At 54.9% G+C, this 21796-nt stretch carries 23 protein-coding genes; 19 read left to right on the plus strand and 4 right to left on the minus strand.

Annotated features, from left to right (window positions below):
• Positions 1-125: 125 nt before the first annotated feature.
• Complete coding sequence (gene hisC, locus Q1K49_RS00745) at positions 126-1241, plus strand: histidinol-phosphate transaminase (RefSeq protein WP_300521626.1); 1116 nt, start codon at positions 126-128, stop codon at positions 1239-1241.
• Here the strand turns inward: hisC and Q1K49_RS14830 are convergent.
• Positions 1162-2094, minus strand: coding sequence for a hypothetical protein (locus Q1K49_RS14830; RefSeq protein WP_366146028.1), 933 nt, complete (start codon positions 2092-2094; stop codon positions 1162-1164). The two genes, hisC and Q1K49_RS14830, sit on opposite strands and share 80 nt — an antisense overlap.
• On the opposite strand from Q1K49_RS14830, the gene Q1K49_RS00755 reads away from it, so the two are divergent.
• From Q1K49_RS00755 to argF, 9 genes are all read left to right on the plus strand, one after another.
• Positions 2088-2735, plus strand: a complete 648-nt coding sequence (locus Q1K49_RS00755) for a uracil-DNA glycosylase (RefSeq protein WP_300521627.1) — start codon at positions 2088-2090, stop codon at positions 2733-2735. The two genes, Q1K49_RS14830 and Q1K49_RS00755, sit on opposite strands and share 7 nt — an antisense overlap.
• Complete coding sequence (gene uppS / locus Q1K49_RS00760) at positions 2728-3450, plus strand: polyprenyl diphosphate synthase (protein ID WP_300521629.1); 723 nt, start codon at positions 2728-2730, stop codon at positions 3448-3450. Before Q1K49_RS00755 ends, uppS begins: the two co-directional genes overlap by 8 nt.
• Complete coding sequence (locus Q1K49_RS00765; RefSeq protein ID WP_300521632.1) at positions 3437-4261, plus strand: phosphatidate cytidylyltransferase; 825 nt, start codon at positions 3437-3439, stop codon at positions 4259-4261. The genes uppS and Q1K49_RS00765 overlap by 14 nt, the downstream gene beginning before the upstream one ends.
• A complete protein-coding gene (gene dxr, locus Q1K49_RS00770; RefSeq protein ID WP_300521635.1) occupies positions 4258-5490 on the plus strand; it encodes a 1-deoxy-D-xylulose-5-phosphate reductoisomerase in 1233 nt (410 codons plus the stop codon). Before Q1K49_RS00765 ends, dxr begins: the two co-directional genes overlap by 4 nt.
• The gene (locus Q1K49_RS00775) at positions 5487-6521 is read left to right on the plus strand and encodes a M50 family metallopeptidase (protein WP_300521638.1); all 1035 of its coding nucleotides are present in this window, start codon (positions 5487-5489) and stop codon (positions 6519-6521) included. Before dxr ends, Q1K49_RS00775 begins: the two co-directional genes overlap by 4 nt.
• Before the next feature lie 13 nt (positions 6522-6534).
• On the plus strand, positions 6535-7575 hold the full coding sequence (gene ispG, locus Q1K49_RS00780; protein ID WP_300521641.1) for a flavodoxin-dependent (E)-4-hydroxy-3-methylbut-2-enyl-diphosphate synthase: 1041 nt from the start codon (positions 6535-6537) through the stop codon (positions 7573-7575).
• 85 nt (positions 7576-7660) lie between these two features.
• On the plus strand, positions 7661-8515 hold the full coding sequence (gene speE, locus Q1K49_RS00785) for a polyamine aminopropyltransferase (RefSeq protein WP_300521642.1): 855 nt from the start codon (positions 7661-7663) through the stop codon (positions 8513-8515).
• 90 nt (positions 8516-8605) lie between these two features.
• Positions 8606-9853, plus strand: coding sequence for an arginine deiminase (locus tag Q1K49_RS00790; protein WP_300521643.1), 1248 nt, complete (start codon positions 8606-8608; stop codon positions 9851-9853).
• Between the two features lie 78 nt (positions 9854-9931).
• Complete coding sequence (gene argF, locus Q1K49_RS00795; protein ID WP_300521645.1) at positions 9932-10879, plus strand: ornithine carbamoyltransferase; 948 nt, start codon at positions 9932-9934, stop codon at positions 10877-10879.
• A gap of 357 nt (positions 10880-11236) precedes the next feature.
• On the opposite strand, the gene nikR is transcribed toward argF, so the two are convergent.
• On the minus strand, positions 11237-11641 hold the full coding sequence (nikR, locus tag Q1K49_RS00800; RefSeq protein ID WP_300521648.1) for a nickel-responsive transcriptional regulator NikR: 405 nt from the start codon (positions 11639-11641) through the stop codon (positions 11237-11239).
• A 269-nt stretch (positions 11642-11910) separates the two neighbouring features.
• Between nikR and Q1K49_RS00805 the strand changes: the two genes are divergently transcribed.
• Positions 11911-12534, plus strand: a complete 624-nt coding sequence (locus tag Q1K49_RS00805) for a deoxynucleoside kinase (protein WP_300521651.1) — start codon at positions 11911-11913, stop codon at positions 12532-12534.
• A gap of 162 nt (positions 12535-12696) precedes the next feature.
• Here Q1K49_RS00805 and Q1K49_RS00810 read toward each other — a convergent pair whose 3' ends face one another.
• Complete coding sequence (locus Q1K49_RS00810; RefSeq protein ID WP_300521652.1) at positions 12697-13485, minus strand: SDR family oxidoreductase; 789 nt, start codon at positions 13483-13485, stop codon at positions 12697-12699.
• A gap of 244 nt (positions 13486-13729) precedes the next feature.
• On the minus strand, positions 13730-15409 hold the full coding sequence (locus Q1K49_RS00815) for a radical SAM protein (protein WP_300521655.1): 1680 nt from the start codon (positions 15407-15409) through the stop codon (positions 13730-13732).
• A gap of 98 nt (positions 15410-15507) precedes the next feature.
• On the opposite strand from Q1K49_RS00815, the gene nadE reads away from it, so the two are divergent.
• The 8 genes from nadE to Q1K49_RS00855 all read left to right on the plus strand — a co-directional run.
• Positions 15508-16260 (plus strand): NAD(+) synthase, encoded by a 753-nt coding sequence (gene nadE / locus Q1K49_RS00820; protein ID WP_300521658.1) that lies wholly within the window; start codon positions 15508-15510, stop codon positions 16258-16260.
• 34 nt (positions 16261-16294) lie between these two features.
• Positions 16295-17044, plus strand: coding sequence for a YebC/PmpR family DNA-binding transcriptional regulator (locus Q1K49_RS00825; protein ID WP_300521660.1), 750 nt, complete (start codon positions 16295-16297; stop codon positions 17042-17044).
• Between the two features lie 3 nt (positions 17045-17047).
• Positions 17048-17551, plus strand: a complete 504-nt coding sequence (gene ruvC / locus Q1K49_RS00830) for a crossover junction endodeoxyribonuclease RuvC (RefSeq protein WP_300521662.1) — start codon at positions 17048-17050, stop codon at positions 17549-17551.
• Between the two features lie 105 nt (positions 17552-17656).
• Entirely contained in the window at positions 17657-18268 is a 612-nt protein-coding gene (gene ruvA, locus Q1K49_RS00835) for a Holliday junction branch migration protein RuvA (RefSeq protein WP_300521665.1), read from the plus strand.
• Positions 18269-18324: 56 nt separating this feature from the next.
• Positions 18325-19392 (plus strand): Holliday junction branch migration DNA helicase RuvB, encoded by a 1068-nt coding sequence (gene ruvB, locus Q1K49_RS00840; protein ID WP_300521677.1) that lies wholly within the window; start codon positions 18325-18327, stop codon positions 19390-19392.
• Positions 19393-19414: 22 nt separating this feature from the next.
• A complete protein-coding gene (locus Q1K49_RS00845; protein WP_300521668.1) occupies positions 19415-19645 on the plus strand; it encodes a DUF2905 domain-containing protein in 231 nt (76 codons plus the stop codon).
• A 93-nt stretch (positions 19646-19738) separates the two neighbouring features.
• Positions 19739-21139, plus strand: a complete 1401-nt coding sequence (locus tag Q1K49_RS00850; protein WP_300521670.1) for a SpoIID/LytB domain-containing protein — start codon at positions 19739-19741, stop codon at positions 21137-21139.
• 7 nt (positions 21140-21146) lie between these two features.
• A partial coding sequence (locus Q1K49_RS00855; RefSeq protein ID WP_300521673.1) for an S-adenosylmethionine:tRNA ribosyltransferase-isomerase occupies positions 21147-21796 on the plus strand: 650 nt, incomplete at its 3' end.

A 21796-nucleotide genomic window follows, 5' to 3' on the forward strand; every position in this document is an offset into this window, starting at 1 on the left:
GCAAGAGGATATGAAAAAATCGTCGAAAAGCTCAGTCATGTCGGAGCCCGGGTGGAAATAATTCCGTGTCCTGAGGAGGATGCCTGACTTCCCGAACGCTCCTGGCCTCGAAAGGAGGAACTGAAGTGGCTTGGTTGGAAAGACTCGTCCGGAAGGCTCTTGCCGATATCGAACCCTACAGGCCCGGCAAACCCATCAGTGATGTACAACGGGAACTCGGACTGCGGGAAATCGTTCGCCTCTGTTCGAACGAAAACCCCTGGCCTATTCCGGAAGCGGTCAGCGCGGCCATCCAAAGCGCTGCGAAGGAAGTGAACAGATACCCGGATCCCGGAGCATACTACCTGAAACGTGCTTTGGCACGAAAGTGGGGCGTTTCGCCTTCGGAGATCATTGTCGGAGCCGGAACGGAAGGCGTGGTCTACGCCCTCTTTCAGGCCATCATCGATGAGGGGGATCATGTCGTCCACTGTACTCCCACCTATCCCCTCCATATTCTCGCCGCGAAAGCCGCGGGGGCGACATGCGTGGCCGTTCCTCTCACGGACACCTTCACTCCCACTGCGGACATGATCACCGCCGCGTGCAGCGAGCGGACAAAAGCCGTGATCATATGCAATCCGAACAACCCGACGGGAACGATCATGTCTCGCAGCGAACTCTTGAGTTTGGCTGCACATCTGGAGGGCATGCAGACTCTCCTCGTGGTCGACGAGGCCTACGCCGAATATGTCATCGACCCTCGTTACGTCTCCGGCGTCGAGCTGTTCCGTCAGCTCGGCAACATCGTCATCCTCCGCACTTTTTCTAAAATTTACGGCCTTGCCGCATTGCGTATCGGCTATGGCATCGCTCCCAAGCCGGTGGTGGAATCTTTCAGCAAGGTCAAAAGATTCTTCGAAGTGAACAAGATCGCACAACACGCCGCCGTAGCGGCGCTGGAACAAACCGCATATATCGAAGAAATCCGTGACCGAACCCTCATGGAACGGGGAAAAATGGTTTCCGTACTTTCCGATTTGGGCGTCAAGGTGTATCCGACGCACACGAATTTCCTGCTTCTCCGCGTGGAAGATGCGGATCTCGTGGCCGAAGATCTCCTCCGGGAAGGAATCATTGTCCGGCCGGGAAGCGACATGGGCATGAAGGGCTTCCTGAGAGTCAGCGTCGGACTTCCCGAGGAAAACGAGCGGTTTGCCGCATCATTGCGAAAGGTGATGAAGCGCGCTGGAAGACGCTAACAGGGAGGCAACGAGCACTGCGGACGTAAGAACGCTGCTCTCCCGCTTTTCCGTGACCGCTTTCGTCGGGGCTGCCGGTACGGGGAAAAGCCAGCGAGCACAGCTTGTTGCACGGAATCGCAGGATTGACATCATCATTGATGATGGGCTTTTGATCCGCAAGGGCCAGATTGCCTGCGGGAAAAGCGCAAAGTCGGAACGGAATCAGGTTCGGGCTATTCGCCGTGCGCTTTTTCAATTTTCCGACCATCGACGGGAAGTACGCAATTTTCTCGTTGCAATGCGTCCATGTCGCATCATGCTCGTCGCCACCTCGGAGGAGATGGCGGTGCGCATCGCCCGGAAACTGGGCCTGCCGTTTCCCGACGAGATCGTGCATATTCAGGATGTCGCATCGGGAGAGGAGATAAGCCGGGCCAGAAAGGAACGGATGCAGAAAAAGCAGCATGTGATCCCCGTTTCCCATGTTCAGGTACGGAGAAACTTCGCCGGCAAACTGGTCGGAGGATTCAAGGTTTTCTGGCACAAGGACAGACATCAGGGTGAAAAAACGATCGTCAGGCCTCCCTTCAGTTTTCGGGGCGAACTGCATATCGAGAAAGAAGCCATAGCCCAGATTGCCACAAAAATCAGCGAACGGACGAAACAAGTAGTAAAAGTCCTTGATGTGCACGTGGGAGAAAGCGACGAAAAACTCGACATCAAGGTTCACGTGCGCCTTGCGGGGGGAAAGAGGAACTTCCTGGAAGTCGCACGCTTTCTGCAGCAACGGCTTTGGTCGACTATCCGGTATTTTTCCGGTATTGACGTGGGAAATGTTGACGTGAACGTTGACGAGGTGCAGCCATGACATCTTGGATAATCCTTTCGCCTTCCGAAAATGAACAGGAACAGAGAAAGGAAGAACTCTGGAGAGACCTGCAAGCCCAGGTGGCACAATGCACACGATGCCCCCTTGCTTCCACCAGGACCCGAACCGTTTTCGGCGAGGGGCCTCGGAATACCGCCATCCTTTTCATAGGCGAGGGACCGGGAGCTGACGAAGATGCGTCGGGAAAGCCTTTTGTGGGCAAGGCGGGACAACTGCTCACGAAAATTCTCGAAGCGGCGGGTATTCCACGACAGGACGTCTTCATCACCAACGTCGTGAAATGTCGCCCCCCCGGAAACAGGGTCCCCACCCTTGAGGAAACCTTCGCCTGTGACCGGTTCCTTCAGGCGCAGATCGCTCTCGTGAGTCCCCGCATTCTGATCTGCCTCGGCAACACGCCTACCAAGTGGATCCTCAAGACGAGCGAAGGAATCACGAAAACTCGTGGAAAATGGTTCAACTGGAAAGGCATTTCCGTCATGCCCATGTTTCACCCCAGTTATCTTCTGCGATATCAGTCGTCCACCGTAGGCAGCCCCAAACACCTGACATGGACGGACATCCAGGCCGTCAAGGGAAAATGGCTTGCCTTGAAAAAGGGAGGAGTAGCGGAAGATGCCTGAGGAAAATGTCTCCGTACCGAAACACGTGGCAATCATCATGGACGGAAACGGCAGGTGGGCAAAAAAACGCCATTTGCCCCGTGTCATGGGGCACCATGAAGGTGTTCGCGCGGTTGAGCGGACTGTGCGGGCCGCCCGGGACGCGGGAATTGCCCATATCTCTCTCTATGCGTTTTCCACGGAAAACTGGAGACGATCTCCCTCGGAAGTGGGGGGACTCATGGGGCTCTTCCGGTATTATGTCTCCAGCAAGATCGACGCCCTTAAGGCGGAAGGGGCCAGGATCCGTTTCGCAGGCAACCTCGCCGGCCTTCCCGAAGACATACGACGACTCCTTCGGAAAGCGGAGGGAGAAACGGCCTCGTGCACTGCCATTGACATGGTGGTCTGCCTGAATTACGGAGGACGCCAGGAAATCCTGGAGGCAATCAATGCCTTTCTGGAAAACTGCTCCAGAGACACTCTCGCCGGCTCCGAACTGCCTTGCCTTACGGAAGAGCTGTTGCGGCGCTATTTTTACCTTCCCGATCTTCCCGATCCAGATCTCATCATTCGAACCAGCGGAGAACTGCGAATGAGTAATTTCTGGCTTTGGCAAGGCGCATACAGCGAACTGTATTTCTGTGACACCTTCTGGCCGGATTTCGGCGAAGAAGAGCTCGACAAAGCTCTTCGAGCCTACGCGGAAAGAGAGCGCCGTTATGGCGGTGCCTAGTTCAAGGGCCGGCGATCTTTTCCCCCGCGCACTGAGTGGTTTTGCCGTTGTACTCATCGTCTCCGCAGCCCTTTACCTCGGCGCATGGTGGTGGGCGGGTGTTGCTTTGTGCATTGCCCTCGTGTCCCTCTGGGAATTCTATGGAATGCTCGAACGAGAATTTCATGTCTCCCGCGGAATCGGCATTCTTGTCGGCATCGTGACACTGGTCTTCACAGGATTGAGTTCGCCTCTCGAGTACTCGGTAGTCATTCTTCCTGCGGCGGTACTGCTTGTTCTGGCCATCGAGGTTCTGCGAAGACAGCTCGTGGGGACAAGCAACGCCATCCGCAATGCAGGAGGAACGCTTGCAGGCATTCTCTACATCGTCTATCCTTGGTCCTTTCTTATCGAGATGCGCACGCGCGAATGGGGACTTCTTCTCACCGGGGCGCTTTTGCTCTGTACCTGGAGTTGTGATGTCATGGCCTACCTTGTGGGCAATCGCTGGGGAAGGCTCTTGCTCTGCGAGAAAGTGAGCCCCAAGAAGAGCTGGGAAGGCGCCCTGGGAGGGCTTTGCGGAAGCCTGTTCACCGCGGGACTTCTTGCCTATCTTTCCGGGGTTCCGCCTCTACCATTGCTTTTCATCGGATTGATCTGCGGTTTGGTGGGACAGCTCGGTGATCTGGCAGAATCAGTCCTGAAAAGGGAAACCGGCGTCAAAGACAGCGGATCCATCATTCCTGGGCACGGAGGTATGCTGGACAGATTCGACAGCATTCTTTTCAGCGCTTCCTGTGTGTACATGCTTTTCGAGGTGATCTGGAATTGACGGGGAATGCATTTTCCAAGGGAACAGCCGTCATCGGTGCAACAGGCGCTGTAGGAAGGGCTGCTCTCTGGGTTTGTGAGACCTATGCGGATCGTTTTCCGGTCGTGGCACTTGCGGCGCAAAGCAACGCCGAGGCCATGGAGCAACTTGCCGTGAAGTTCCGACCAAAGCTCGTGGCACTCACCGAACCTGAAGCAGGTCACCGGCTTTCCGAAAAACTTTTCGGAACGGGAGTTTCCGTGGCGAGCGGTAGCAACGCTCTCCTTGACGTGGTCCGACATCCCGAGGTGGAACATGTCGTGTTCGCCTCCTCGGGGACGAAGGCTATTCCGGCATTGCAGGAGACACTCCGTTTGAGAAAGGAAGTTTCCCTCGCAAACAAGGAAAGTATCGTCGTCGCAGGACCGTGGGTCATGCCCCTGATTGCTCATCCTCTGCAGCTCCGTCCGGTTGACAGCGAACACAACGCGGTCTGGCAGGCCCTTATGGGCGAGATGGAACAAGAGAGAGAAAAAACGGCGCTTTCAGCAAGAATCGATCGTGTTTATCTCACCGCGTCCGGAGGTCCTTTCCGTTCTTTTTCCTCGGAAGAACTCCGCCGGGTGACGCCGGAAATGGCCCTGAAGCATCCCGTATGGACAATGGGATCGAAGATCACCATTGACAGCGCAACTCTCATGAACAAGGGAATCGAACTCCTTGAAGCCATGTCTCTGTTCGACCTTGATGCCGCACAAGTATCCGCGTTGATTCATCCCGGATCCAAAGCCCACGCGCTTGTCCGTTTCCGAGACGGCTGCAGCAAAATGCTTCTCTCCGCACCGGATATGCGGATCCCAGCAGCCGTTGCAATGAGTTGGCCCGTCAGGCTTCCCCTGACGGAGGAAACGGCACTGCCGCATTTCGACCTGGAAGACTCTTTCGATCTGCGCTTCGAACCTCCCGACACGAAGCGCTTTCCCTGCCTCGCCCTCGCTCAGGAAACGGCGCGGCGTGGTGGGGCTTTCCCCGCTCTGCTCGTAGGAGCCGACGAGATCGCGGTGGAGGCCTTTCTTGCCCACCGCATCGCTTTTCCCGATATTGCCGACGTTGTTGAGCGCGTTCTCGACTCATGGAGCGACGGTACGCCGTCCTCCCTGGAGGACGCCCTGTCCGTCCTCCAGGAAGGGCGGCGACGGGCCGCGGCAGCAACCGGTCTTCCGATTGACCAAGGAGGTGCATACCCATGACGGTCCTTGCGTTTCTTTTCGTCATTGCGATCTGTGTGATCTCCCATGAATGGGGGCACTACATCACTGCACGACTTTTCGGCGTCCAGGTCCATGAGTTCGCCTTCGGAATGGGACCGGTATTGTTCGGTAGAAAACGATGGAACACCCTTTGGACCTTTCGCCTCTTTCCCGTCGGGGGTTTCGTCCGCCTCGCGGGTATGGGGGAGGAACGGGGCAACGAAGAGCTTCTTCCCGGGGGTGGATTTTTCGAGAAATCCGCGTGGCGCCGCTTCCTGATCCTCTCCGCCGGAGCGGCGCTGAATATTCTCCTCGCGGTGGGCATCACGGCATTTCTGCTCATGACCCGCGGTGTCATGGATTTGAAATCAACGACGATCGGCGAAATTATGACCGAATATCCTGCAGCAGAAGCAGGATTGCGACAAGGAGACACTATCCTCGCCGTGAACGATGAGCCCGCGACATCTTGGGAGCCCATGGCCAAGGCACTTCGGGAGGCAGGACACCACGGCACTGTGCGGATTCTCGTGGAGCGGGAGAGCGATCGTTTCACCGTGGAAACAACACTGCGCAAGGATCCCCAGTCCGGAGTCTTCCTTTTCGGCATTCGTCCCAGAATCATCACCTATCCGTTTTTCGAAGCCCTGGGACGCTCTTTCGGCTATATTTTTGAAATGAGCCGGGACATCCTGTCGGGTATTCTCTCATGGCTTTTTGGAAAGCAAAAGATGGACGTCACCGGCCCGGTCGGAATCGCCACGATGGCCGGTGAAGCGGTCAAGCAAGGTCTCTGGTCCTTTCTTTCCTTTCTCGCAGTGATCAATCTCAATCTCGGTATTTTGAACCTGCTTCCTTTTCCGGCTCTGGACGGAGGACGGTTGATCTTTCTGCTGGGAGAAATGCTTACGGGAAGGAAATTCCCGGAACGTTGGGAATACTATGTCCATCTCGCCGGCTTTGTCGTGCTTATCTCCCTGATCCTTCTGGTGACATGGAAGGATATCGTGACCCTTGCCGGTTCTCAATAAACGGAGGTATCCCATGCACACCGTGGTAATCGGAGGACTTACGATCGGAGGCGACGCTCCCGTTCGCGTGGAGAGCATGCTGAAAACACCGGTAGCGGACGTGGCTGGATGCCGAAAAGAGCTGGAGGCACTCCGAAAGGGCGGCTGTGAACTCGTCCGAGTCGCTTTCCCCACGAAGGAAGCGGCACCGATGTTGGAAACCCTCCTCCGTGATGCGACGCTTCCCCTCATGGCGGACATCCACTTTGACGCGGATCTGGCTCTGCGTGCGTTGGATATGGGGTGTCCTTCCGTACGCATCAATCCGGGCAACATGCCAAGGCGAGATATTGCCCGGATCACCGCCGCTGCAGTTGCGTCCAAGGCAGTGATCCGGATCGGCGCAAACAGCGGTTCTCTCAACAATAAACAGCTCGAAAACGCCCAGGGAGACAGGGGCAGGGCACTTGTCGAGGCCGTGAAGGAACAGGCCCGCCTTCTCCTGGATCATGGATTCCAGGACATCATTCTCTCAGCGAAAAGCACATCCGTCCGAGAGACCGTTCTGGCCGACACACTCCTCGCGCAAACCTATCCCGACTTGCCGATGCATATCGGTGTGACGGAAGCCGGATCGGGCATGGATGGACTCGTTCGGAGTACCGCGGGGCTTTCCCTTCTCCTGGCTCAAGGAATAGGCGACACCTTGCGCGTCAGCCTTACCGGGCCGTCGATCGAGGAGGTGAGGGCAGGATTTTCCATTCTCCGGGCACTGGAGTTACGGATGTCCGGCGTGACTCTCATTTCCTGCCCCACCTGTGGGCGGAAACGGGTGGATGTGGCAGCGATCGTGGAAGGCCTTCGCAGGGAACTCGACACTTTCCCCGAGGGACTCACCTTGGCCGTCATGGGGTGCGAGGTCAACGGACCACGTGAGGCGAGCCATGCAGACCTAGGTATTGCCGGCGCACCGAAGGGAGTCATTCTCTTTCGCCGCGGAGAGAAGATCGCGGAGTGTTCTTCTCTGGACATTTCCCGTATTGTGGAGGAACTCAAGCAAGCTCTTGAAAAGTGAGAGGCGACGTTGCTCGGAGAATTTCCAGGAGGAACGGTTTGCAAAACACTTCCCTGGAGCAGATGGAAACTAAGGAGGAGCACGCATGGAAATCATGGAAAAACGCCCCATGGACATCTGGTTTACCGAATATTCCACGCCGAATCTGCGAATCGGCCTTCGAATCACGGAGATTCTCCGCAACAGCAAGACACCGTATCAGGAACTTCTCGTGGCGCAAACAAAACAGTATGGGCGTATGCTGGCGCTCGACGGGGCCATTCAGCTTACGGAAAAGGACGAGTTCACCTACCACGAGATGATGGCCCACATCCTTTTGTGCTCCCATCCCGCCCCTCGTCAGGTTCTTGTCGTGGGAGGCGGTGACGGCGGTATCGTTCGAGAGGTGATCCGCCACGAAATCGTCGAGAGGGTTGTTCTTTGTGACATCGATGAGGAAGTGATTCAGGCCGCCAGAGATTTTTTCCCAACGGTGAGCTGCGCTCTCGACCATCCGAAGGTACAGATCAAACCCATGGATGCCCTTCTCTTCATCAAGGAAAACAGCAACACCTTCGACATCATCATCGTTGACAGTACCGATCCGGTGGATTTCGCCGCAGGCCTTTTCGGGGAACCCTTTTTTCATGATGTTTTCTCGGCACTTCGACCGGACGGGATGATGATTATTCAAACCGAGTCCCCCTTCGTTGAACCCATCCTCGTCGGAGACAGCCGTCGCGCCATGGCAAAGGTGTTTCCAAAGAGCGCGGTCTGTTGGGGAGCAATGCCCACCTATCCGACGGGCATGTGGACATACACCATCGGCTCAAAATCTTACGACGTGCATCGCCCTCTGCGCAATGCACCGGAGGGAGTCAAGTACTACAGTTCGGCCGTGCACGAGGCAGCCTTTGTCCTTCCTCCGTTTCTGCAGAAGATGGTGGCGCTCGGGGAATAAAAAAACCGATTGGCAGACAGATCGAAATGTGCTATAACACACTTTGTAAACTGACGCGAAGATGGAGTTTATTTTGGGGAGGGACATTCGATGGAGAGCGAAAACCGCCCTTTTTTCGTCGACTCCGAAGTGGCACGTCTGAAGAGAGTGATGCTTCACAGGCCTGGCAAAGAACTCGAGCGGCTTACCATCAACAACAAGGACGATCTCCTCTTCGACGACATCCTCTGGGTTGAAGAGGCCCAGAAAGAACACGACGCGTTCGCAGAGATGCTGCGCGATGACGGCGTGGAGGTCGTCTATTTCAAGAATTGTCTCGCTCAAATTCTTCGCGACGAAGAAGTCCGTTCCGCACTCCTTGATGAAGTACTGGCTCTTGAAGCGCTGGATGTTCCCTTGAGTGAGGCGCTGAAACGTTTCCTTATGGAAATGCCCGGTTCAGATCTGGCGGAGATTCTCATCGCGGGAATCACAAAAAAGGAAACCCAAGCTCTTCTGGGAGACCTGAACAGCCTCGTCCTCCGTGTTGCAGATGTCAACGATTTCTTCATTCGCCCTCTCCCAAACCTTTATTTCCAGCGGGATCCCTATGTTTTCATCCGAGACGGCGTCATCATCAGTGTCATGACATTCAGCGCCCGTCGACGCGAACCACTTTACGCACGATACATCTTCGAGCACCATCCATACTTTAAAGGGATCACCATGATTTTCGGCGGTGAGACCACCGATACCTACCCATACAACATTGAGGGCGGGGATGTTCTGGTTCTTTCCGAGGATACCGTTGCCATCGGTCTGAGCCAGAGGACGAGCCCGGGGGCGGCACAAATCGTGGGCCGGCGCCTTGCTCAGCGGGTGGGTATCAAAAACGTCCTTGCCGTGGATATCCCCAAGGCCAGAGCCTATATGCACCTGGACACGGTGTTCACCATGGTCGATCAAGATGCCTTCACTATCTATCCAGGTATCCGCAACGTCCTTGGCGTCTGGAAACTTACTTACGATGCGGGAGGAAACCTTGCGGAAATCACTCGTTTCGACGATCTCGGAGAAGCACTGAAACGTACCTTGCACCTCGAGAATGTTCGCTTCATCGAAACCGGTGGAGGAGATCCCGTGGCTGCCGCGAGGGACCAGTGGAACGACGGCACCAATACGTTGTCTATCGCTCCAGGAAAAGTGGTGACGTACAGAAGAAACGTCGTCTCCAATCAGTGTCTCCGGGAACACGGTATCAAAGTTCTCGAAATCCGAGGTGCCGAACTCGGACGAGGTCGAGGTGGTCCTCGTTGCATGAGTATGCCTCTACTCCGAGAAGAATTGAAAAAATCCTGAGGTTCGCTTCCGTCCAGTGGGGAGTTCTCCCTTGGAACCAATACAAAAATGAGATCGAAAATAAGGAGGAGATGTCTCATGCCACAGAACCTGAAGGGGCGCAGTTTTTTGACGTTGAAAGACTTCACGTCCCAGGAGATCGCCTATCTGCTCACCCTTTCCGCAGACCTCAAGGCGAAGAAACGTGCGGGGATCCGTGGAGAATTGCTGAAGGGGAAAAACGTCGCTCTTATTTTTGAAAAACCCTCCACAAGAACGCGCTGCGCTTTCACCGTCGCCTGCATTGACGAGGGAGCACACCCCGAATACCTCGGGAAAAACGATATCCAGCTCGGACACAAGGAGGATGTAAAAGATACGGCACGGGTGCTGGGGCGCATGTTCGACGGAATCGAATTCCGCGGTTTCAAACAGTCCGTTGTGGAGGAACTTGCTGCCTTTGCGGGCGTCCCCGTGTGGAACGGCCTCACCGACAGATACCATCCCACCCAGATTCTTGCGGATTTCCTCACCCTTCAGGAAAACTTCGGCTGCCTGAAAGGGCTCAAGCTCGTGTATTGCGGAGATGGGCGTAACAACATGGGGAATTCCCTCATGATCGGATCCGCGAAAATGGGGATACACTTCACGATTGCGGCACCGGAAAGCCTTTTCCCCGAGAAAGACCTCATTGAAGAATGTCGCGGCATTGCAGCCCAGACGGGAGCAGTGCTCGAATTCGAAACAAACGCGAAAAAAGCCGTCGCGGGCGCCCATGCACTGTATACAGACGTATGGGCCTCCATGGGCGAGGAGGACAAGCTCGCCGAGCGGAAAGCAATTCTCGGAAGCTACCAGATCAACGCGGAACTTATGACGGCAACGGGGAGAAATGATACGATCTTCCTCCATTGCCTCCCTGCAGTGAAGGGAAACGAGGTCACGGAGGATGTGTTCGAATCCGCGGCATCGAAGGTTTTCGACGAGGCGGAGAATCGGTTGCACACTATCAAAGCCGTTATGGTCGCAACCATCGGCAACATCTGAGGCCTCCAGAGCCTTCGGAACAAACCCTTGATCGATATGCACCCCGGGGGTATAATTCAACACCGGGGTGCTGTTGTGGTCTCTCCTGGAACCTTCGGGGAAAAACCTTACGCGGTATCGACGTCGCCTGAAAAAGAGAGGTGAAGGTTCATGACCGAGCCTAGGAAATTTCGCTGTGCATCTTGTGGATATGTTTTCGAAGAGAGCACTTCCTCCACATCCAAATGCCCGCGCTGCCGAGAACGTGCGCTCATTCTCCTCGAAGGCGAGCGCACGAGAAAAAAACAACAGGCTGGTTCCTGTTCCAGCGGGTGAGGTATCTGACGAGGCGACCGTTGGTCGCTCGGATTTTTCTCGTCAAATCGAGACAAAAGAGGGGGACACGCTCGCAAGGGATTTAAGTCCAGCCGCCGCCTCAAGAAACGTCTTTACCTGCTTTACATCCCCCTTGAGAATGACGACCTCGAGACAGCGATCCTCATCCATGTGCACATGGGTGGTGCAGACGATAATGTCACCGAACTTATGCTGAAGGTGAGTGAGTTCGTGGGCTACGTCGTGGTTGTGGTGGTTGTAGATCACCGTGAAGGCACCGCACACGTTGCCAACGCCCTGCTCCCACTTTGCCTCGGTAACAAATGCACGAACCATCTGGCGAATGGCCTCTGACCTGTTGGGGTACCCCTTTCGGGCAACCCAGTCGTCCAGTTCGGTCAAAAGATCTTCCGTCATGGATACGCCGAATCGTACGGTCTGCTCCATTCTTCCGCTTCCCCTTTCGTCTCTTTTCCCCGATAATGGTGAGAGCAAGTCGTGCAGCAGTTTAAGCTTGCCTCTTGATGGACATTTCCCTCGAAGTATCAACTGCATCAAAGAGCTATCGAAGAAGAAGCTCGTTCTCTGTCTTGAAAAACACATTCGCTTCACAAGAAAATACATTCCGTTTTTTGTGTCTTTTCCTCCCGGTACAGCGCGAAGAGAGACGGAAACAGAATATGCAAACACCATGACGAGAGAAGGGGTGTGGCACAATGGGACAGGTACAAATAGTCGTGGAAGGCATGACCGCAAGTGGAAAATCCACTGCAGTACGTCTTCTCTCCGATGCGCTTGGCCTGGAAATCATGCAGGAACAGGCAAGAGACCACTTTGACCTCATGGGACGTTTCAGCAGAGACCGCCGCTGGGCTTTTCCCATGCAGCTCAATTTTCTCACGACGCGCTTTGCCCATTATCTGATCGCGTCGGAGAGTGAAAACGCCATTCTCGATCGCAGCATTTTCGGCGACAGGGTTTACGCCTCGCTGTACTTCAACCTCCGATTTTTCCCGGAGAGCCAATACCAAATGTACGTAAGTCTTTTCGATTTTCTTCTCAGCTATATCAAACTCCCCAAGCTCCTTGTCTTCACGAGATGCTCTTTCGACGAGATCATGCGCCGCCTCCGCTTGCGCAACGTGGCAAGCGAACTCGGAGCTGGAGAAGAGTATTGGAGCACACTTCACGAAAGTTATGAAAAACTGCTTCACTCCCTTGAAGAAAACTCCAAGATTCCTTCCCTGCTCGTGGTGGACAGCGAAAGAATGAACCTGGTGGAATCCGAGAAAGACAAGGAAGTTTTTCTCAACGATGTCAGAAAACGCTTGGGGCGCTGAAAAACCGAAGCACTCTCTTCAGCGCTACAAAGTTTTTCCCGATTTCAGGTGCCCAACAAAGCAAAGGGAAAAACAAAAAACCCTTGCACAAGACGAAACAGTCTGCCTGTAAAATCATTATGGAAGGTGTAACCTAACGGCATCTCCGAAATGAAAGAAGCGCTACACCGCTTTCACCATTCCTCCATCAGCAAGGATGGTCTGACCTGTAATATATGTGTTTGCTTCCGAACAGAGGAAAACAGCAAGGCGCGCATACTCTTCCGGGTCGCCGTATCTTCCCAGGGGTATTTCCCTGCATGTGGCCGCATGGATTTCTTCGGGAGAAACACCGGCCCTTTTCGCCCGAACGCCGTCAAGATACTCGATCCGCTCCGTGGAGAACCGTCCCGGTCCAATGACGTTGACAAGGATTCCATCTTTGCCCACCTCTTGGGCAAGCGTTTTCGTGAGTCCGAGTACGCTCAGGCGAATGGAATTGGACAAAATCAGATTGTCAATGACCTGCTTCACGGAACTCGATGTAGAATTCACAATGCGTCCCCAGCGCTGTTTTCGCATGAACGGCAAGACCGCCCGTATTGTTCTCACGTAGCTCAGAAAATCGAGTTCGAACGCATGTTGCCATGCCGAATCGTCAAAAAGATCGAATCCTCCGGCAGGTGGCCCTCCTGCGTTGTTCACGAGCACATGGATCGTACCGTGAAGCCGCGTAGTTTCCTCAACAGTCCTTGCAATGTCTTCCGCATTGGTGACATCACACCGGATTGTGCACACTCTATTCCCCGTTGTTTCCTGTATTTCTTTTCCCGCCGCTTCCAATTTTGCCTCGTTCGTCGCACAAAGGACGACCTTGGCTCCCTCCAGAGCAAACTCCTTGGCTATCGCTTTTCCGAGACCAGAGCTCGATGCCATGGCAAGCACGACTTTTCCCCTCAATCCGAGTTCCATTGTTGCTCCACCTCCCATCGTGGCTCTCCCAGCGTGTCTTTCCTGGGCAACACATCTCTACGCTTGTACAGAACTCGCACCCGAAATGGACTCCTCTCCCCACGATGTCCGAAAGAACGAACACGATCTCGGTGTGGAGAAGGCAACCGAAAACTCCATATCAAGGGCGGCTTGAGAAAACTTTTCGGTACCTTTTCGTGAGCCGTTGCACTCCCGACAAGGAAGAGCAGAACTCTTCCCTGGTTCATTTTTCGAGGAAATATGGGAAAAGAGCCTCCGCAACACGAGGATCGTCGAGAAGCATCGTGAGGTTTCGAATCGCTCCTACCGGCCTGGCTTCAAGGATGCGGGCAACCCTTGCCTTTCCAAGACCCGGAAGAGCGGAAAGGCTGCTGCGCGAACAACGTTCAATATCAAGCGGATAGGGGACGGCAGTCAGTGAACGCCCCCCCCAATCGCAGACAGCCACATCAAGGATATCATCCGGTTTCACGTCGTCGCAGACGATCCCCACCAAAAACGGATAACTTCCTAGACTTCTACCGAATGCCACGTGGCCAAGACGCTCTTCGATCCTTACGTTTCGAAGTATCGTTCCCTGAGGTGCCACTCGCATGAGCATAAGAGGATCCACCTCGGTTCGCACCCATTCCTTCCATCTCCGAAAAGCCCTCTCGTGGATATGCGAGGGAGAGTGGCGGAGGAGTTCCGAGAGCTTGGTCCCGGGGAAAACCATGGCCCTGCGGATGTTGATGCGGCGCACCGCATAGGTACTGTCGAGAAGCCGTCGCAGGAAACGCTTATTGGGCTCAAGATCTTCATCTCTCTCTTCCGCAAGTCCCACGAGAAAATTCAGTCCCGGCAAAAGAGCGGGAAGCCCCCTGGGACGTTTTCGGTACCCTCCCGCTTCGTTGACGATACGCACGGCCAGGAGAGCGCCCTCTTCATCAACCTTGAGATTGTTCACCTGGCGAACTCTTTCGGAAAGGCTTTCCAATCCCAAGGAAAGGACATCGCCCTCGGTGTTGTTCGCTGCAATAGCGGCAATCGCTTCGGCGGCGGCATCAGGAAAGCTTACAATGGACGCGGGATTGGCATTGTCCGTGTGAAGGATTTCCAGGTCTGGGCAAACCCGCCGGAATTCCCCGTAGAGTGTCTGAAGCATTTCCGAAGATGGCCGCCTGCCGAAGGCGGTAAACGATCCGCCATAAGCAAGAATATTTGCACACCTACCGAACCGAAAGGCTTTCGCTCCCCATCGGTTGAGAGCCCTCGCCTCCTCGATGACATGTTCCAGAGGCCGCTCCTCGTAGGCAATTCCAGATCCTTCGGTACAGAAACTGCACCGTCCGTCACATCGGTCGCATCCTCTCGAAAGCTCCATTTCCACCATAACCCAGGGATAGGATGGATGGCGGGGCAGAAGAGCCGCTCCGGCACATGCCCACGGGAACAGATTCTCGTAGCTTCTCGTAAGAGAGGGAGCGATTTCTCCTGTTCTCGCAAAATGGGCAATCGTGGCTTCCGGATCCCCCGTGCAAATGCAATCCACAGAAAGCTCTTGGAGCAATCGGGCGTTTTCGCCTCCCCTTAGAGCGTAACCCGCTTTGATGGGACCGCCAAGGAAGAGGATTCCCTCTCTCGGCAAGGCTGTCAATTGCCGGAGCATATGCAGCGAAAGAGGCGACCCTCCGCGGTAGCGCCCGGGGACCGTCATCCCGGAGATCACACAAACAGCGTCGGCGGAACGCCAGAGATCCGGCCTGGCTTGTTCCCTCCATTGGTCGCAGGTGATGTATTCCACATCCCATCCTTCTTCGGCGAATGCGCCAAAGACATAACGTACGTAGGGAGAAATATAGGGAGGGACTCCGAAACAAGCAGGCTCATCTACATATCCGTCGAAAAGCAACGCCTGCGCCAAGGTACATCCCCCCTTCTCTCGCATATCATGAAGAGCCTTCCGATGTGCTACAATATGCCCCGTATCGAAATCGACCCCCTGCGGAGGTGGTAATCATCATGAGTACTGAACGTTTCCCCGATCTTTCACGACTCGAACGACACATCGTAGAATGGCTCCGCAGGACTGTCAACGACGCAAAGGCCCGCGGATGCGTCCTCGGTCTCAGCGGCGGCATCGATTCCGCCGTCGTTTCCGTGCTCTGTCAGCGAGCCTTCGGAGAGAACATGCTGACCGTGATTATGCCGTGCCACAGCGCGCCTGACGACGAGGCCGACGCGGTTCGCATGGTGGAGCTGTTCCGTTTTCCCTCGATCCGAGTGGATTTGGGCACCATCTATGATACCGTTTCTGGCAGCCTTTCCCAATACCTAGGGACACATTCTCCCGAACTTGCCCTGGCGAATATCAAGCCCAGGTTGCGCATGATCACTCTTTATTCACTTGCTCAGTCGAGGAACTATCTCGTCTGCGGCACGGGGAACAAGGCGGAACTTACAGTGGGGTACTTCACCAAGTATGGCGATGCCGGCGTCGATCTCCTTCCCATCGGCGACCTCCTCAAGGGCGATGTCCGCCGCCTCGCCGGTCACCTCGGTATTCCCGCTCAAATCATCGATAAGCCGCCTTCCGCAGGCCTGTGGTCGGGACAGACCGACGAGGGCGAAATGGGTGTTACTTATGAAGAACTCGATTCGTTTATCCTTTCCGGCAAAGGCAGTGAAAAAGTGCGCGCTTTCGTCAATGAGGCCAACACACGTTCGGAGCATAAACGAAAGGTTCCTCCTCTCTGCGATACCGCTGATCTGTAGTTTTTATTCATTTATATGACATGAGGTGAGGTCTATGTCAGGACATTCGAAATGGGCGAACATCAAACACCGGAAGGCCGCGCAGGATTCAAAGCGGGGAGCGCTCTTTCAGAAACTCGTCAAAGCCATCATCATCGCGGCCAAAGAGGGTGGTGGAGACCCGGGGGCCAACATGCGCCTGAAAGCAGCCATCGAACGAGCCAAGGCGGTTTCCGTCCCCGCCGAGAACATTGAACGCGCCATCAAGAGAGGCACCGGGGAGATTGAAGGTGCCATTTACGAGGAAGTCCTTTATGAAGCCTACGGTCCCGGAGGTATTGCCGTCATCGTTGAGGCCACAACGGACAACAAGAATCGGACCACTCCCGAGATCAGGGCACTCCTTACGCGGAACGGCGGTTCTCTCGGTGAAGCGGGGTGCGTGTCCTGGAATTTTTCCAGGCGCGGGGTCATCACCATTGAAGGGGGAGTGGACGAGGACGAACTGCTTCTCGCCGTTCTCGATGCGGGAGGCGAGGATCTGGCAAACGAAGGCGACACGTTCTCGGTGTACACCGATCCCTCGAAGGTACACGTCGTCGGGGAGACACTCAAAAAACAGGGCTATCCCGTAGCGAACGCAGAGTCTCAGCTTCTTCCCAAGACCACAGTCTCCGTGTCGGAAAAGAATATGGCGGCAAAAATTATGAAGCTTCTCGACGCACTCGAAGAACACGACGATGTACAGAATGTCGCCTGTAACGTGGATATCCCAGACGATGTCCTTGAATCCCTCGACGAGTGACCCGTGGGGGTTCGCTGTCTCGGCGTCGATCCAGGACTCGGAAGACTGGGTTTCGGCATAATTACCCAAGAGCGCTCCACTCTGAGGGTAGAACGTTTTGGTTGCATTGAGACACTTCCTCATTCGGCTCTTCCGGGACGTTTGTTGTTGTTGTACGAAGAATTGCGCAAGATTCTCGAAGAACACACGGTCCATTTGATTGCCGTGGAACAGCTCTTCTTCGGCCGCAATACCACGACTGCCGCGATGGTCTGGCAGGCCCGGGGAGTCGTGCTTCTCTCCGCTGCACAGACAGGCATTCCTACGGTGGAGCCCAAACCTTCGGAAGTGAAACTCGCCGTGTGCGGCAACGGGAATGCCGAGAAGAAACAGGTCCAGGGAATGGTGCAATATCTTCTCGGCCTCTCGGCTCCACCAAAACCCGATGATGCTGCGGATGCCCTGGCTGTGGCGATTGCCGGAATCGCCCTGTGGCGTTGGCACAGCGGAGAAACACCATTGCCGTAGGCGTTACAGGAAAATCACCGTTCAGCGAAGAAGCGGTGGTGCCGCAGAGTGCGAAGCCTCTCGCAGAAACAGCCTCTCTGGATGGCATCGGAGTCGGAGGAAACTATGCTGCAACATCTTCAGGGAATCGTTGATTCCATCGAAAACCAGCACATTGTTCTCGATGTGGGCGGTCTCGGTTTTGCACTTCTTTGTTCCAGAAGCGTTCTCGCCAAAGCGCAATGTGGCACGAACCTTCGCCTTTACACGTCCCTTTCCGTCGCCGAGGGAGGAATTCTCTCTCTTTTTGGTTTTTCTACCCTTGAGGAACGAAAACTTTTCGAAATGCTGACTTCCGTCAAAGGAATCGGCGGAAAAATGGCCATGGGACTTCTCGGCGCCCTTGAAATGGAGACCATTCTTCACTCCATTCTCACGGGATCGTCGACGTTGCTCGCATCCGCCCCGGGAATCGGGCGCAAGACCGCGGAACGTATCTGTTTCGAATTGCAGGAGAAGATCAAGAAGACGCCCTTGCTCTCCCAAACCACAGTTGTTCCCGAACTTTCCGGTCGATCCACCGCGGCGGCGGCTGTTCTTCAAGCTTTGGAATCTCTTGGCTTCTCTCCCGCCGAGGCTCGGGAAGGACTTCAAGAAGCGTCGAAAAAAACGGTTTCGCCAGATTCTGAGGAACAACTTCTCCAGGCGGCATTGCAGTCACTCACGCGAAGGAGGTGACGACTCGTATGTTTTCCGTCGAAGACCCCTCTCGTTCTGCACTCGAAGCGAAAAACATTCCCGATCGATCTTCAGCGGAAGAGGCACAACGTCTCGTCGCACCTCCACGGCAAACCGAAGAGGACGATTTCGTCCATCTCCGCCCCAAAATTTTGCGAGATTTCGTCGGACAGGAAGCGCTTCGACAGAAGTTGTCCATTTTCCTCACTGCCGCAAGGCAAAGAGGTGAACCGCTCGACCACGTCCTTTTCTACGGTCCCCCCGGCTTGGGGAAGACCACGCTGGCAGGCATCATCTCCCGGGAAATGGGTGGAGAATTACGCATCACAACCGGACCGGCGCTTGAGCGGGCAGGGGATTTGGCAGCGATTCTCTCCAATCTACAACCGAAAGACGTTCTCTTTATCGACGAAATTCACAGACTCAGTCCGTCCGTGGAAGAAATTCTCTATTCCAGCATGGAGGATTTCGCCCTCGATATCGTGGTTGGAAAGGGACCTCTCGCACGTACCATACGTCTTCAACTTCCCCCTTTCACGCTTGTGGGCGCAACCACCCGTCTCGGCCTGCTCACCTCACCCCTCCGGAGCCGTTTCGGCATCGTCGAGCAACTTGATCTTTACACACCCGAGGAATTGGCCGCCATTGCCGTTCGTGCGGCCGGGACTTTCGGCATTGCCATCGACGAGAACGCCGCTTTGGAGATGGGGCGCCGCTCCCGGGGAACACCCCGGATCGCCCTACGCCTTCTCCGAAGGATCCGCGACGTTGCGGAGGTACGCGGTGCCTCGGCCATAGATCTTCAGGTGTCGAGGCTAGCCTTGGAAATGCTCGGTGTGGATGACCTCGGCCTCGATGAAGGAGATCGAAAGTTGCTGCGCGCTCTGGTCGAACTCTTCGGCGGAGGTCCTGTCGGCCTGACAACGCTTGCTGCCGCGCTCAATGAGGAAAGCCAAACCGTTGAGGACATCTACGAGCCTTTTCTGATCAGGAAAGGACTCTTGGAGCGTACTCCCCGCGGGAGAAAAGCGACGTCCAGCACCTTTGCCTACCTGGGGAAAAATCCACCAAGAGAGTTCGAACAGCTTTCCTTCGCCGCTACTCTTGAGGAGGAAGAGGGATAATTTTGAAAGGAAGGGGGAGACGATGTCTGTGAATACGTTTGGGAGATTTTTCCTCGTCGCGGGAGTTTTCCTGTTTTCTCTCGGCCTGCTCCTGCTTCTTTTCGAAAAATGTTCGATTCCCTTCGGAAAACTTCCGGGAGATTTCGTTTTTCAGCGAAAAAATATCACAATCGCATTTCCATTTATGACCATGCTCATCATAAGCCTCGCGCTCACTGTCGGGGTTAATATATTTTGGCGTTGGTTCCGTTAAAAATTATTTTCCACCGGAAAACAATGCTCTTTTCGTGCGTATCAAAATTTCATGATTTACTTGTTCTCAAAAAACATGATGCGGAGGTTTTTCATGATACAGACACATTGTACCTTCCGGAACGCGCTCCTTGCGGCTTTTTTTGTTTTTATCGTCGCCCTCGCTTCTTTCGCTGAAGGAGCGGAAAAAACGCTCACTATAGGTATCGCTCTGGACGTCACTCAAGGCACGCTGTCTTCCAGAAGCCCTTTCACCCTGACGGACAGAAGCGGAAAAAAGCTCAGTGTGCAACGTTCCGTGGTTTTTTCCATAACCAAACCGGGGACGATCCTCGTGGGAAAAACTCCCTTGGCTCTTCCCGTGAACATATCCGGCAAATCTCCATTGACGTTCGAGAAAACTGCGTACCGGGGTTCACTGCGTCTTGTCCCGAGCAAATCAGGCGTCAATGTCATCAACGTCATCGGAGTCGAAGACTATCTCCGAGGGGTTCTGAAAATGGAGGTCAATCCACAATGGCCCTTCGAGACACTCAAAGCTCAGGCGATCATTGCCCGAACCTACGCGTTGAAACATGCGGGGCGACATAGAGACCAAGGCTTCGATATTTGTGCGACACAACATTGTCAGGTCTACAGAGGCGTGAACGCCGAGGATCCTCGAAGTGACAAGGCCATTTCGGTGACGAAAGGCATGGTTCTCACCTACAGAGGTGAGCTTGCTTTGACTCCGTATCATTCCGACAGTGGCGGTGTCACTGCGGATGTTGCCAGTGTCTGGGGAGGAAATTACGAGTACCTTCGTGCGCGGGAGGAACCGTTCGCCTCCGGATCCCCCTATGCATCCTGGGAGAGCAGTTTCAGCGAGAGAGAGCTCACCGATGCCATAAGAAGCCTCGGCGTAAATGTGGGGAATATCGTTTCTCTTACCCCGGAAAACAAAGACCCCCGAGGAAGAGTACCTCGTTTGCTCGTACAGGGCACGACAGGCAGCGCATCTGTTTCGACACACCAGCTCCGCATGGCTCTCGGGCCGACCGTTCTTCGAAGTACCGTGTTCGAGATTTACGGCAGCTCCCGAGGAAGCGATGTGCCTTCGGTGTCCCCCCCCCTTCCCGCTCCTCCGCAGGCGAACCCGCCGACGGAAAGCGGTACAAACCGCTCCCTCGCCTCTGGAGAGGATCTGATTATCACTCTTACGCAAGAAGGGGCATTTTCCACGGAAGAGCTCATGGACATGCTCCTCCATCCGGAGAAAAGACAGGACTATGTCCAGAAAGCTCTCTCCAGGAACAAGCGCCCTTCCCTGCCGGTTGTTCCAGTACCTTCCGCACCGGTTACGCCTGGACAAGCGTTCCACTTCCGGGGTAAAGGATGGGGACACGGGGTAGGGCTCTCCCAATGGGGGGCGAAAAGCATGGCTGAAAAGGGATGGACCTGCGGGCAAATCCTCGATCACTACTATCCCGGAACCTCGATGAAGAAAGTGTATTGAAGCCCGAATGACGAAAGACGCCTCGACGAAATATGCGCCGCCTGCTCCGTCCCTTTTTGCGGCAGACTCCTACGAGTATGTCCTGCCCAAAGAGCAAATCGCCCAGAACCCCGTGGAACCAAGGGATCACTCGAAACTTCTCGTGTTACAACGGGGGGCCGAAAGGTGCGAACATCGTCATTTCTTCAACCTTCCCGAGTATCTTGAAGCGGGGGATCTTCTGGTGCTGAACAACACGAGGGTTCTCCCCGCACGGCTTCGGGGCGAAAAAATTCCCTCGGGAGCACATGTTGAAGTCCTTCTCCTTCGCCCCGTATGCGATGACTGGACATGTTGGGAGGCTCTCGTCCGCCCAGGCCGCAAGCTTCGAGAGGGGCACGAAGTCCGTCTTGTCGACGGAACGCTTCTTCATGTGGAGAAAGTCCTGGAAGAAGGCGTCAGGCTCATTCGTTTTCCACAGAACGTGAATGTGCGCGCAGTTCTCGACAGAGCGGGCGAAATTCCTCTTCCGCCTTATATCACGGATACCTCCGCGGAACGGGAGCGTTACCAGACGATCTATGCGGAAAAAGAAGGGTCCGTTGCCGCACCCACCGCGGGATTGCACTTTACACAGACATTACTTGAAACGCTCCATACAAAGGGAATCGAGACAGC

The sequence above is a fragment of the Aminiphilus sp. genome (genome assembly GCF_029975095.1).
Taxonomy (GTDB): domain Bacteria; phylum Synergistota; class Synergistia; order Synergistales; family Aminiphilaceae; genus Aminiphilus.

What these genes read in the sequence shown, in the direction of transcription:
- Q1K49_RS14830 (WP_366146028.1), bottom strand. Translation starts at nt 2,094, where the DNA reads ATGTCATGGCTGCACCTCGTCAACGTTCACGTCAACATTTCCCACGTC.
- nadE (WP_300521658.1), top strand. Translation starts at nt 15,508, where the DNA reads ATGAGTACTGAACGTTTCCCCGATCTTTCACGACTCGAACGACACATC.
- Q1K49_RS00775 (WP_300521638.1), top strand. Translation starts at nt 5,487, where the DNA reads ATGACGGTCCTTGCGTTTCTTTTCGTCATTGCGATCTGTGTGATCTCC.
- speE (WP_300521642.1), top strand. Translation starts at nt 7,661, where the DNA reads ATGGAAATCATGGAAAAACGCCCCATGGACATCTGGTTTACCGAATAT.
- Q1K49_RS00850 (WP_300521670.1), top strand. Translation starts at nt 19,739, where the DNA reads ATGATACAGACACATTGTACCTTCCGGAACGCGCTCCTTGCGGCTTTT.
- ruvA (WP_300521665.1), top strand. Translation starts at nt 17,657, where the DNA reads ATGCTGCAACATCTTCAGGGAATCGTTGATTCCATCGAAAACCAGCAC.
- Q1K49_RS00790 (WP_300521643.1), top strand. Translation starts at nt 8,606, where the DNA reads ATGGAGAGCGAAAACCGCCCTTTTTTCGTCGACTCCGAAGTGGCACGT.
- ispG (WP_300521641.1), top strand. Translation starts at nt 6,535, where the DNA reads ATGCACACCGTGGTAATCGGAGGACTTACGATCGGAGGCGACGCTCCC.
- nikR (WP_300521648.1), bottom strand. Translation starts at nt 11,641, where the DNA reads ATGGAGCAGACCGTACGATTCGGCGTATCCATGACGGAAGATCTTTTG.
- Q1K49_RS00810 (WP_300521652.1), bottom strand. Translation starts at nt 13,485, where the DNA reads ATGGAACTCGGATTGAGGGGAAAAGTCGTGCTTGCCATGGCATCGAGC.
- uppS (WP_300521629.1), top strand. Translation starts at nt 2,728, where the DNA reads ATGCCTGAGGAAAATGTCTCCGTACCGAAACACGTGGCAATCATCATG.
- Q1K49_RS00805 (WP_300521651.1), top strand. Translation starts at nt 11,911, where the DNA reads ATGGGACAGGTACAAATAGTCGTGGAAGGCATGACCGCAAGTGGAAAA.
- Q1K49_RS00765 (WP_300521632.1), top strand. Translation starts at nt 3,437, where the DNA reads ATGGCGGTGCCTAGTTCAAGGGCCGGCGATCTTTTCCCCCGCGCACTG.
- Q1K49_RS00755 (WP_300521627.1), top strand. Translation starts at nt 2,088, where the DNA reads ATGACATCTTGGATAATCCTTTCGCCTTCCGAAAATGAACAGGAACAG.
- argF (WP_300521645.1), top strand. Translation starts at nt 9,932, where the DNA reads ATGCCACAGAACCTGAAGGGGCGCAGTTTTTTGACGTTGAAAGACTTC.
- Q1K49_RS00845 (WP_300521668.1), top strand. Translation starts at nt 19,415, where the DNA reads ATGTCTGTGAATACGTTTGGGAGATTTTTCCTCGTCGCGGGAGTTTTC.
- Q1K49_RS00825 (WP_300521660.1), top strand. Translation starts at nt 16,295, where the DNA reads ATGTCAGGACATTCGAAATGGGCGAACATCAAACACCGGAAGGCCGCG.